11 protein-coding genes and 2 pseudogenes are annotated in these 12,109 nt (G+C 45.7%); 11 read left to right on the top strand and 2 right to left on the bottom strand.

The annotated features are described in order from the left end of the window. Nucleotides 1-58: 58 nt before the first annotated feature. Nucleotides 59-465: pseudogene (locus tag HHK01_RS08335) on the bottom strand (transposase); the annotation flags it as partial. 397 nt (nt 466-862) lie between these two features. Continuing rightward, nucleotides 863-1,342 (bottom strand): annotated as a pseudogene (locus HHK01_RS08330) (transposase); the annotation flags it as partial. A gap of 16 nt (nt 1,343-1,358) precedes the next feature. On the opposite strand from HHK01_RS08330, the gene HHK01_RS08325 reads away from it, so the two are divergent. The 11 genes from HHK01_RS08325 to recA all read left to right on the top strand — a co-directional run bounded on the left by HHK01_RS08325 (nt 1,359) and on the right by recA (nt 11,909). Beyond that, a complete protein-coding gene (locus HHK01_RS08325; RefSeq protein WP_322619360.1) occupies nt 1,359-1,901 on the top strand; it encodes a transposase family protein in 543 nt (180 codons plus the stop codon). Beyond that, nucleotides 1,877-2,302, top strand: coding sequence for a hypothetical protein (locus HHK01_RS15580; RefSeq protein WP_228027523.1), 426 nt, complete (start codon nt 1,877-1,879; stop codon nt 2,300-2,302). The genes HHK01_RS08325 and HHK01_RS15580 overlap by 25 nt, the downstream gene beginning before the upstream one ends. 624 nt (nt 2,303-2,926) lie before the next feature. Then, a complete protein-coding gene (gene yfmF / locus HHK01_RS08315; protein ID WP_228027522.1) occupies nt 2,927-4,204 on the top strand; it encodes an EF-P 5-aminopentanol modification-associated protein YfmF in 1,278 nt (425 codons plus the stop codon). Continuing rightward, on the top strand, nt 4,204-5,496 hold the full coding sequence (yfmH, locus tag HHK01_RS08310) for an EF-P 5-aminopentanol modification-associated protein YfmH (RefSeq protein WP_170007350.1): 1,293 nt from the start codon (nt 4,204-4,206) through the stop codon (nt 5,494-5,496). Before yfmF ends, yfmH begins: the two co-directional genes overlap by 1 nt. A gap of 60 nt (nt 5,497-5,556) precedes the next feature. After that, nucleotides 5,557-6,273, top strand: coding sequence for an elongation factor P 5-aminopentanone reductase (gene ymfI / locus HHK01_RS08305; RefSeq protein ID WP_170007349.1), 717 nt, complete (start codon nt 5,557-5,559; stop codon nt 6,271-6,273). Between the two features lie 169 nt (nt 6,274-6,442). Next, on the top strand, nt 6,443-6,709 hold the full coding sequence (locus tag HHK01_RS08300) for a DUF3243 domain-containing protein (protein WP_170007348.1): 267 nt from the start codon (nt 6,443-6,445) through the stop codon (nt 6,707-6,709). 208 nt (nt 6,710-6,917) lie between these two features. Continuing rightward, nucleotides 6,918-7,703, top strand: coding sequence for a DUF3388 domain-containing protein (locus HHK01_RS08295; RefSeq protein WP_228027521.1), 786 nt, complete (start codon nt 6,918-6,920; stop codon nt 7,701-7,703). 15 nt (nt 7,704-7,718) lie between these two features. Beyond that, nucleotides 7,719-8,663, top strand: coding sequence for a helix-turn-helix domain-containing protein (locus tag HHK01_RS08290; protein WP_407646899.1), 945 nt, complete (start codon nt 7,719-7,721; stop codon nt 8,661-8,663). 68 nt (nt 8,664-8,731) lie between these two features. Beyond that, complete coding sequence (gene pgsA, locus HHK01_RS08285) at nt 8,732-9,310, top strand: CDP-diacylglycerol--glycerol-3-phosphate 3-phosphatidyltransferase (protein WP_170007345.1); 579 nt, start codon at nt 8,732-8,734, stop codon at nt 9,308-9,310. Nucleotides 9,311-9,330: 20 nt separating this feature from the next. Then, nucleotides 9,331-10,572 carry a competence/damage-inducible protein A gene (locus HHK01_RS08280; RefSeq protein WP_170007344.1) on the top strand — a complete coding sequence of 414 codons (1,242 nt, stop codon included), beginning with the start codon at nt 9,331-9,333 and terminating at the stop codon, nt 10,570-10,572. Between the two features lie 290 nt (nt 10,573-10,862). Next, nucleotides 10,863-11,909 carry a recombinase RecA gene (recA, locus tag HHK01_RS08275; protein WP_170007343.1) on the top strand — a complete coding sequence of 349 codons (1,047 nt, stop codon included), beginning with the start codon at nt 10,863-10,865 and terminating at the stop codon, nt 11,907-11,909. The last annotated feature ends 200 nt before the right edge of the window (nt 11,910-12,109 follow it).

Below are 12,109 nucleotides of genomic sequence, written 5' to 3'. Positions count from 1 at the left end.
CACCTGTCCCGCTGATCCCGCAGGACAAGGAGGCAAGGCTAAGGGCGCCACGTCCTGGTTCTGGCTCATTTCGCTTGTTATACGCAATGATGGACTGATGCCCCATTCGATGTACTTGTCCATAAATAGGGTCATAATCATAGCCTGCGTCCATGGTCTGATAGCGTAATGTCGGAAGAGCGAGACGTACATGAATCCCCTTTAATAGTGGGATCGCTGCCTTTCCATCGTTCAGACTACCCAATGAGAAAAGGGTCTGTAGTATGTATTGACTCGATGTGCCGACAGTCAGATGCCCCTTGTAGCCATACCAAAAGACGTTCTTCCCTTCACTGTTCTTTTTGACGCCCCAAGTAGGGTTTTGAGGGACTTCAGCACGTAATTCCGCTACAGATGCATCTAATTGAGCTTCGATTTTCTCTCAAAAAGTGGAAAATCAGCTTCTTTTTCAGCTTGTTCGGAGACTCAGGGAGGAATGCTCAGACTTAGGGAGGAATGCTCAGACTCAGGGAGGAATGCTCAGACTTAGAGAGGAATGCTCAGACTTAGAGTGGGATGCTCAGACTCAGAGAGGGATGCTCAGACTCAGAGAGGAATGCTCAGACTTAGGGAGGGATGCTCAGACTCAGGGAGGAATGCTCAGACTCAGAGAGGAATGCTCAGACTTAGGGAGGAATGCTCAGACTTAGGGAGGAATGCTCAGACTTAGGGAGGAATGCTCAGACTCAGAGAGGAATGCTCAGACTCAGGGAGGGATGCTCAGACTTAGGGAGGAATGCTCAGACTCAGGGAGGAATGCTCAGACTCAGGGAGGGATGCTCAGACTTAGGGAGGAATGCTCAGACTTAGGGAGGAATGCTCCGATCCACTGCTCACGCTCTGCCTTCGGTTTTCGACCGCGTTTTTTAGGTTCAGTTTTGGGCTTTTCTTCTTTCGGCGGTGCTTGATCACGGGCTTCAAAATGGGTGGCGTCAATAGCGACCGTATCCTCTGTAATAAAGCCCTCATTAACTGCTTGGAGCACAACTTGTTCTTGGGCTTCTTCTAAAATATTAGATTCACTCAATTTACCTAAAAGTCGCGAGTAGGAAGATTCACATGGGGTATTGTCTGAAACTAAAAAACTGCAATTTAACTTGAAGTTCAGGTCATCCTTCAGCCGTTTAATGAGCTGTTTACTAGTAGGAATCCCCTCAACATAGCAGATACAAACTGAAATGACCATAGCGGCATAATTTAATTTTTCGGGAGCATCGAACCGAGACTTTTTGGTTACATTGTGGTAAATTTCATCCAAGTCTATCGCTGAAATCATCTCTTGATAGCGTTGGGGAGGTTCCATCTCGTATCATTCTTGGATGCTACACAAGCTCTCTTGTCGTATACTAACCATTGGGAGTTCCTCCAGTCTTTTGGTTCTTGCTTACTTACCATTATACAAGACTTGGGGAGGTACTCCTTTTACTATGTCTCAAAACCCTTGCGCTGCATGGGCTCTGATTTGTGAAATTCATTCAATTCACAAACTAAAAAAAGTAAAAGATCACCGATCAAAAAGCTATATTACCTATGGACCAGAAGTACTCTTATATACCACTCTGTTAAAAAACGTGATGGGTTTGACCTCTATGAGAAGCATGAGTGACGCATTAAATACGGATGAGTGTATAGAGAATGTGAGGAAAACATTGCAGCTAGACGAGTTGGAAGAACTCCCTCATTACAATACCTTTAACGACTTTTTAACTGGACTAGAAGTGACAGAGTTAGAAGAAATCAGGACTTATATGGTCAAGGAACTGTTCAAGAAGCGGTGCTTCAACCAGTACAAAATAGAAGGGAGATACTGGAGAGTCATCTTTTTTGGGTCAATGACATGCCCTATCATAAAAGAATGGTGAATGTACTGGAATCTAAGTTCGAAACAGAAGAAGGAACAAGTCGACAATTTGTCTTTATCACGAATATGAAAGTGAACAAGAACAATGCAGAACGGCTGGTTTCAGTAGGTCGAAGCCGTTGGAAGATCGAGAATCAATGTTTTAATCAACAAAAAAATACGCGTTATTTTATTGAGCACCCTAATAGCCACCAGTACCAAGCGATGAAAAATCATTATCTTCTCATCCAGATTGCGGACATGTTGATGCAGCTATACGAAAAAGGGTCTAGCGTATGGAAACAGTTGAAAAAAACAGCAAAAGAAAAATCCTCGAATCTGTTAGAAGCGATTCGCGGTCGCACGGTAACAGACGAGGATGTAGCTGAATTAGCAAAGCCAATTCAAATAAGATTCACCTAAACTTCAGTATAACAAAGGGTGTGATAAGAAGCAAAAATAATACTTGGCACGCTGTTGATTGGAGCGGAGGCCCACAGGACGTGGGTCAGGAAGGCGTTGCCACAGGACGTGGCGCCTTTAGCCTTTCTTCCTTGTTCTGCGGGATTAGCGGGACAGGTGAGACGTGTCTAGCTACAGCGGTCTGCTCCCGTCTGAAAATAACCTTCGTCTTTTGAGGCAAAAAGCGCCTCTAAAGCCAAAGAACATTTTTCAGAGGAAGCAAAACGGACCGCTTCCGCATTTCATCCCGCAAGAGCGCAGCGATGAGGAGGCTCACCGCCCACCCCGCGGAAAGCGAGCACCTGGAACGGAAATCAACAGCCATTTTAACAGAGCCAAAAATAAAATAGATAAAAATTAATTTAGGCTTACTTTTTTGGCAAAAAAATAACTTAATGTATATGGTAAATTTTAACACATAAAATTGAAGGCCGCCATATAACTATTTGTATTTACTCCTTTTACTCCTCAAAGCTGATCTTCTTCTCGAATATTTGCCACTTCTTCCCTCTATTATGTATAGTGAAATTACGTTTATCCGAAACTACACAAGATGAGACTCTCATTTAAAGGAGGAAAACACTCGTGACGTACGTCCAAGAAGAACGATCCGCACACGATGGGCTGACTTTACATACCATCCCGACAAAGAAATTCAAGACGAACAGCCTCGTGTTGAAAATGAACGCCCCGATCCAAGAACAGACGGTAACGATGCGAGCACTGTTACCATACGTGCTCCAAAGTAGTACGAAAAACTATGACACGACGACAAAACTTCGCAGCCATCTCGACGATTTATATGGGGCTGCTTTGTATGTGGACCTTGCTAAAAAAGGGGATACGCATACGTTAACGTTTACGATCGATTTACCTAATGAGCGCTTTTTGAAAGATCGAACGCCCCTGTTAGAAAAAGGGTTACAACTTCTACAAGAAGTGCTGTACACGCCGAACGTTGTGAACGGGCAGTTTCACGAAAAAACGGTCGAGCAAGAAAAAAGAACGATGAAGGCGCGTATTCAAGCGATGAACGATGATAAAATGCGCTACAGTGGTGTGCGTCTCGTCGAGGAAATGTGTGAAGGTGAGCCGTACGCGCTTCGTTTGAACGGTCGCAGTGAGGACGTTGACGGCATTACAACTGAAGCGTTATATCAGTACTATGAACAGGCGCTAGCTGAAGACAAAATGGATTTGTACGTTGTGGGAGACATCGAGCCACAAGAAGTCACGAAGCTCGTCACATCTATCTTCTCTGTGCCGTCCCGGGAGCGCGCCCGACTCGAAAAGGGCGAACAAAATAAGCGGGAAGAAGTGAAGGAAGTACAAGAAGAACAGGACGTGCAGCAAGGCAAACTGAATATTGGTTACCGTACTGACATTCGCTACGGCGATAAAGAATACCCTGCTTTGCAATTGTTCAACGGCATCTTCGGTGGTTTCTCGCACTCCAAATTGTTCATTAATGTGCGGGAAAAGGCAAGCCTGGCGTACTATGCGGCGAGCCGGTTAGAAAGCCATAAAGGGTTAGTCCTCGTTATGACCGGCATCGACCAAAAGAATTACGATCAAGCAGTGCAAATCGTCAACGAACAAATGCAGGCGATGCAAACCGGTGACTTCACTGATGACATGGTGGAACAGACGAAGGCCGTTTTAAAGAATCAATTACTCGAAACGATTGACACGCAACGAGGCGTCATTGAAGCGCTGTATCACAGTGAAATTGCTGAAACGAAGCAAACGCTCGAACAATGGATTGATGCCATTCAAGCGGTTTCTAAAGAAGAAGTCCAAGCAGTCGGCGAGCGTATCAACCTCGATACGATCTATTTCTTAAAAGGGGAGGAGACAGCGTAATGAAAGAAATCCCTTTCCAGCAAATGAACGAAACGCTCTATTATGAGCAAATGGACAACGGACTTGACGTGTACATCTTACCTAAAGGTGGCTTTCAAAAAACGTTTGCCACGTTTACGACAAAGTACGGATCGATTGATAACCACTTCCAACCATTAGGTCAAAACGAATGGCGAAAAGTTCCCGATGGCATTGCACACTTCCTCGAGCACAAAATGTTTGAAAAAGAAGACGGCGATGTGTTCCAACAGTTTACAAAGCAAGGTGCGAGTGCGAATGCATTCACGAGCTTCACAAGAACCGCCTACCTTTTCTCCAGCACAGACCGCGTGAATGAGAACGTGGAAACGCTGCTGGATTTCGTTCAGGAACCTTACTTTGCTGAAGACACCGTCGAAAAGGAAAAAGGAATCATCGGCCAAGAGATCACGATGTATGATGACAATGCCGACTGGCGCCTGTATTTTGGTCTCATCGCCAACTTGTACCACGAGCACCCAGTAAAAATTGATATTGCGGGGACAAAAGAATCAATTGCCGGCGTGACAAAAGACCTGTTATACGAGTGCTATAACACGTTCTACCACCCATCGAATATGCTCGTGTTCATCGTCGGTGCGGTCGATGCCGATGAGATGATGGAATTTGTAAGAACGAATCAAAATAAAAAATCGTACAAAGACCAAGCACCCATCGAGCGTAAGTTTGCCGAAGAACCAACTTCTGTCGCTAAACAGGAAGAGACGATTCCGATGAACGTGCAAAACTCAAAATGTATGCTCGGCATTAAATCAAATGAGCTGAACCTATCAGGCGAAGCGCTCATGAAGCGAGAACAAACGGCCAATATGTTGTTAGATATGCTGTTTTCCCTTAGCTCGGAGCACTACACTGATTTGTACGAAAAAGGTCTCATCGACGATAGTTTCAGCTACGACTTCACACAAGAAACGAACTTCGGGTTTGCTGCAATTGGCGGAGATACGAATGACCCCGACGCTTTTGCCAAAGAAATTCGTACGATTCTTCTTGCCGCAGCCAAAGGGGAAGGGTTGAAAGAAAAGGCGTTGGCGCGCTCGAAAAAGAAAAAAATCGGTACCTTTTTACGCGCCATGAACTCACCTGAGTTTATCGCAAACCAGTTCACACGCTTCGCATTCAACGAAATGGATTTGTTTGAAGTGTTGCCGACTTTGGAGGGCATTACGCTTGATGACGTGCAACAATTTGCCAAATCCTTTTTCCAAGAAGAGGCGATGAGTGTTTGCAAAGTTGTTCCGAAAGGCGCTTGATCTGTTTAGAGCCGCTCGCATTCCTGTGAGCGGCTCTGCATGTTGGGGGAGAGATGAAAAGTGAGACGAAAATGGGCGCTCGTTACAGGAGCGACAGGAGCTATTGGGGAAGCAATCGCCGACAAGCTATTTGCAGAAGGATATTCGCTCTATTTGCACTACGCAACACAAAGGGAAAAAGCGATCGATATGGTGGAGAAATACACAAAGGATGATGGGGAGGCTATTGCGCTGCGGGCGGACTTCACCAAGCCTGAAGAAGTATACCAATTAACACGCGCTCTATTCGCAGTAGACACCGTCGTACATAATGCAGGAGTCAGTAGCATCCAGCTAGCACAAGACGTGACCGAACTCGAAATGGACAACCTATTTGCCACACACATTCGCCAACCTATTTTGCTAATGAAGGAAGTCGCCCCGAAACTTTTTCGTTCGAAAGGATCTGTCGTATTCGTATCATCCGTATGGGGACTACGCGGAGCAGCTACAGAAAGTGTGTACAGTGCGTGTAAAGGTGCCCAGCTCGCTTACATGAAATCAGTCGCAAAAGAATGGGGACCAATGGGTGTGCGTGTGAACGCTGTTGCACCAGGATTTATTGACACGAGTATGAACGATCATTTGACAGGAGAGGAACGAACTTATTTAGAAGAATCTATCCCATTCGGAGCTGGACTTCCTGAAGACGTGGCGGGGGCTGTCGCACTTTTAGCGGGGCAACGGTCTGCGTATGTGACCGGACAAACGATGATTTTAGATGGCGGTTGGCAATGAATGGTTGAGGATCGAGATCGACACACGGAGGCTTTCTTTGATGTGACATGTACCCGTAAACGTAATTGCCTAGCGTTCTTAATTCAAGCACAGCAGCAATTATCTGTGTATAAAACACCCCCAACCATCGCAAACTAATTACGACTTTCATCCAAAGGAGGGGTTTTGCATGTCTGTTCTTGAGAACTGGCAAGAGTGGAAAGACTTTTTAGGTGACCGCTTACACCATGCGCAAAACGAAGGTATGAACGAGAACGTCGTCAACGATTTGGCATACCAAATCGGTGATTACCTTGCGAACCAAGTTCAAGCGAAAAACGACCAAGAAAAAGTGCTTGCAGATCTTTGGTCCGTTGCTACTCCACAAGAGCAACACGCGATTGCCAACATGATGGTCAAGCTCGTTCAAAACAACGGTGGACAGCAACAGCACTAGAAAAAGAGGGGGCAACCTCTCTTTTTTACGTATACATGACTATTTCATCACCAAAAGTACGTGAAATTCCTCGATAATTGTAGAAAATCTTTCCTCTACACTTTTCTCTTCAGACAAAATCCTTTATCATGGTAAGTGACGTACTGTCAATTAGATGAAACTTTGCAGAAAGTTAAACCGTCTCAATAGGTGGAAGGGATGGGTAGAGATGAAAGAGTGGTATATGGAATATGAAATACAACGGAACCGACCGGGACTTTTAGGGGATATATCTTCTTTGCTCGGCATGCTTTCGATTAATATCGTGACGATTAACGGGGTTGACGAAGGTAGGCGTGGCATGCTTTTATTATCAAGGGAAGACAGCCAGATGAAACGTTTGGCCTCCATCTTAGATACGATGGAAACGATCCATGTGACAAAAATACGCGAACCGAAATTGCGTGACCGGCTTGCTGTAAGACACGGTCGCTACATACAACGAGATGCTGATGACAAAAAAACGTTTCGATTTGAGCGGGATGAGCTTGGTTTGCTTGTTGACTTTATGGCAGAATTGTTTAAGCAAGAAGGACATAAACTGGTTGGGGTTCGTGGAATGCCACGGGTTGGCAAAACAGAATCAGTTGTGGCGGCAAGTGTTTGCGCGAATAAAAGGTGGCTGTTCGTCTCCTCAACTTTGCTAAAACAAACCGTTCGCAGTCAGCTTATTGAAGATGAGTATAGCGAACAAAACATTTTTTTAGTGGACGGCATTGTGTCTGCTAGACGTTCCAACGAAAAGCACTGGCAGCTGATCAGAGAGCTAATGCGCTTAGAGGCTGTGAAAGTCATTGAGCACCCAGATATTTTTGTCCAACATACGGAATACACATTAGAAGATTTTGACTATATTATTGAGCTTCGCCATGATCCAAATGAAGAGATTACCTACGAGGTCGTGTCTAATGAAACGATGTTTTCCGACTCAGATTTTGGTGGGTTCGATTTTTAACAAGCGTATGGGTAGGTGTTTCACTTGACAGAATTGGGAAACCGTTTGAAAGAGGCACGAGAGGAGAAGGGATACTCTCTTGAAGACCTTCAAGGTAAAACCAAAATACAAAAGCGCTATTTAAAAGGAATTGAAGAGGGCAACTATAGCGGTATGCCTGGTCAATTTTACGTGCGCGCTTTTATTAAGCAATATGCGGAGGCTGTCGGATTAGACCCTGATGAAATTTTCCAAGAGTACGCGAAAGAGATTCCTGTCACACAACAGGAGACCGTCCCAGAGGGGTTGTCGCGTGTGAAAACGCGTAAAACAAGCACGACAGCTACTTCTTCTAGTGTATCTTCTACGAAAGTGTTACGTGCGCTTCCGACTTTGCTCGTTGCTGCTTTTGTGATTGGTCTTATCTTCCTCTTCTACTATTTCTTCGTCATCAATAACGGCGGAGAGTCTGACAACCAGACGGGCGAAGAAACTCCCGTTGAAGAAGGAACAGAAGACAGTTCGTACAGCGAAAATGAAAATGATCCTAACCCCGCAGACGAAGAAGTAACGCCTGATGAAGAGGAAACAACCCCATCTGAGGAAACTGAACAAGAAACAACCCCTGAAGAAGAGGCCCCGGCCACTACGTTAGCACAAGTTTCACAAGAAAATGGGACGACAACGTATGAGGTGACAGGCGAAGCGTTTGCTGTAGTAATAGGTAGCCTGGACGGGAATGCCGCTTGGATCAGCGTAACGAATGGAGCGGGTGAGACTTTCCTTGCTGAAGGCGTGACGACCAACGATGCCGGCGAACCGAGAAGAGAAACGTTTGACTTCTCTGGAGAGACGGAAATTCGTATTCGCACAGGAAGTCCAGTAAACACATTCCTTGAAGTGAACGGAGAATCAGTCGCATTCCAAGAACCTGTAGGGGCAAATCCGCAAAACATCGTACTCGTAAGAGCCACACAATAACAATATGACTGTGAGACTTCGTAGTAGCTCTATGGAGTCTCCTTCCTATGTATAAGGAGCCACTAGCTATGAATTTACCGAATAAGATTACCGTATCACGAATTTTGCTCATCCCTATTTTTGTCCTACTAATGGTCATTGACTGGGATTGGGGCGCACTCGAAGTCGGCGACGTGACCCTTCCTTGGCATCACTTCCTTGGCGCGTTGCTATTCATTTTTGCGTCCACAACTGACTGGATTGACGGCTATATCGCGCGCAAGCAAAATTTGGTGACAGATTTAGGGAAATTTCTCGATCCGTTAGCAGATAAATTACTTGTTTCTGCTGCGCTGATCGTCCTTGTCGACATCGGATTCGCACCTTCCTGGGTCGTGATCACCATCATCAGTCGTGAATTCGCCGTCACAGGACTGCGCCTGATTTTGGCTGGCAAAGGAGAAGTCAACGCGGCGGGTCAGTTAGGCAAAATTAAAACGACAACGCAAATCATTGCAATTGCCTCACTACTTTTGTACAACATCCCGTTTGAATCATTCGGAATTCCGTTTGGGACTATTTTCCTATACATAAGTTTGTTTTTCACACTATGGTCGGGATGGGACTATTTTTATGCAAACAGAAGCGTGTTTTCTAATAGCAAGTAACCGTGGAAAAGAGGGGTCTCATGAAAAAGGGAGCAGAAATCATTGCGGTAGGCTCGGAACTTTTACTCGGACAAATTGTCAATTCCAACGCGCAATTTTTATCCCAACAGCTCGCCCGAATCGGGATTGATGTATATTTTCATAGCGTCGTAGGAGATAACCCGGCTCGCCTAAAAGAAACGCTCAATAGTGCACACAATCGATCAAAAATCGTCATCTTAACAGGCGGACTAGGCCCGACAAAAGACGATTTAACAAAGCATACGGTCGCACGACACGTCGGGACAACGTTGACAACCGATGAAGAAGCGCTAGCGGCAATAGTGAACTATTTCCAGCAAACAGGTCGCGTGATGACAGACAACAACCGGCAACAGGCGCTCGTGTTGGCAGGTGCTACCGTGTTTTTGAACCAGTGGGGGATGGCTCCTGGAATGGCGTACGTATTTGAAGGCACGACATATGTGCTTTTGCCGGGGCCACCGAAAGAAATGAAACCGATGTACACAACGTGTGTAGAACCTTATTTTGTTCACAATGAAGAGGCTGCAACCATTCATTCGCGCGTGCTCCGTTTCTTTGGCATTGGCGAGGCAGCGTTAGAAGTGATCATTCAAGATTTACTGGATGAGCAAACAAACCCAACGATCGCACCGCTAGCCAAAGACGGCGAGGTAACGCTGCGGTTGACGGCAAAAACAACGACAGAAGCAGAGGCCAATCACTTATTGCAGGCTACAGAAGAGGCGGTTCAAAAAAGACTGTCCACGTACTTCTATGGGTACGGTGACAAAGGCCTTCACGAACGAGCTATTGAATGGCTACAAGCAAAAGGATGGACGTGTGGATCTGCCGAGAGCTTCACCGGAGGCTTGTTTGCAGAGCAACTCACAGCGATTCCAGGCTCAAGTCAAGTTTTTAAAGGGAGTGTCGTCGCCTATAGTAATGAAATAAAACAAAGCTTGCTCGGGGTTTCGCCTGTGACCTTACACGAAGCAGGAGCCGTCAGTAGCGAATGCGCGAAGGAAATGGCAGAGGGCGCGAGAGATAAACTGAATTGTGACGTTGCGTTCAGCTTTACCGGAGTGGCCGGTCCGTCTGAACAAGAAAATAAACGAGTAGGCACCGTCTTCGTAGCGATCTCCCAACGAGAAAAGCCGACGAAAGTGTTTCCGTTACAACTAGCAGGATCGCGGCGAAACATTCGCCATCGCGCCGTGCAGCACGCGTTGTTTGCTCTTCTGAAAGACATACCCCAATAGTTTGACAACTTAAAAAATGGATCGTTTTCTCTGTAAAAGGGCTTTTTTCTATAAGAGAAAGCGATTTTTTCATTGATTACTAGTGTGTGGAATTTACCGAATAAATGTTCGCTTTTTTCCTTGGCAAACGTCGCAAAACAAGGTATAGTGAAGATAAGTTGAAAGAAGCGTAAGTGTTCGAATAGGGGAACTGATCGAAAGATACTTCGGCCAAAAGGTAACGTGCTGGTTACGAAGCCGATTCCCAGTACTTGTGAGCGCTTGTAGCTAGACAAAAGGAGGAACTGTCCGTGAGTGATCGTCAAAAAGCGCTCGATATGGCGTTAAAACAAATAGAAAAGCAGTTTGGTAAAGGGTCTATTATGAAATTAGGAGAGCAGACCGATCGGAAAGTTTCTACGATGCCGAGTGGCTCCTTAGCTTTGGATGTGGCGCTAGGAATAGGGGGCTATCCGCGCGGACGAATCGTGGAAGTGTACGGACCGGAGAGCTCTGGTAAAACGACCGTTGCATTGCATGCCATCGCGGAAGTACAAGCAAAGGGTGGTCAAGCGGCGTTTATTGATGCTGAGCACGCCTTGGATCCTGTTTACGCGCAAAAACTAGGGGTCAACATCGACGAGCTTCTCCTTTCCCAGCCAGATACGGGGGAGCAAGCGTTGGAAATCGCGGAAGCATTAGTTCGAAGTGGAGCGGTTGACATCGTAATCATCGACTCTGTTGCCGCTCTTGTCCCGAAAGCGGAAATTGAAGGGGAGATGGGTGACACGCACGTCGGACTACAGGCGAGACTGATGTCCCAAGCGCTTAGAAAGTTATCTGGTGCGATTAGTAAATCGAAAACGATCGCTATTTTCATTAACCAGATTCGTGAAAAAGTCGGCGTGATGTTTGGGAATCCTGAAACGACTCCTGGTGGACGTGCGCTTAAATTCTACTCCTCTGTACGTTTGGAAGTACGAAGAGCGGAACAATTGAAGCAAGGGAACGACATCGTAGGAAACAAAACACGAGTGAAAGTTGTGAAGAATAAAGTTGCGCCACCATTCCGCGTGGCAGAAGTTGATATTATGTACGGCGAAGGCATCTCAAAAGAAGGCGAATTAATCGATATGGCATCTGAATTAGATATTATTCAAAAAAGCGGTGCTTGGTACTCGTATAACGGGGAACGACTTGGTCAAGGACGCGAGAACGCAAAACTGTTCTTAAAGGAAAATAAAAACATTCTTTCCGAAGTTCAGACCGCTGTTCGGGACCATTATGGACTTGACGAGAAGAACCTTACAAGAGAAGAAGAGATGCAAGACCCGCTAGAGCTTGACGAGCTATCGTAATCAATCCTTCGCATCTCTTATCACAACAGAGGGCAGCCACACAACTAAAATGAGTGTGAGCTGCCCCTTTCTTCCTATTAAAAGCACATTCCGCCACCTTCCCTTGACAAGCCTTCCATGTGCAACGTAAAATGAACATGTATATTTAACAAATTCTTCGCATAGGTCGAGTTTACGGCCTAGTGGAAGGTTCATCGTTT

This window comes from Bacillus fonticola (genome assembly GCF_012955605.1).
GTDB classification, from domain to species: domain Bacteria; phylum Bacillota; class Bacilli; order Bacillales; family JC228; genus Bacillus_CG; species Bacillus_CG fonticola.
This window is presented reverse-complemented; position numbering and strand designations above follow the sequence as displayed.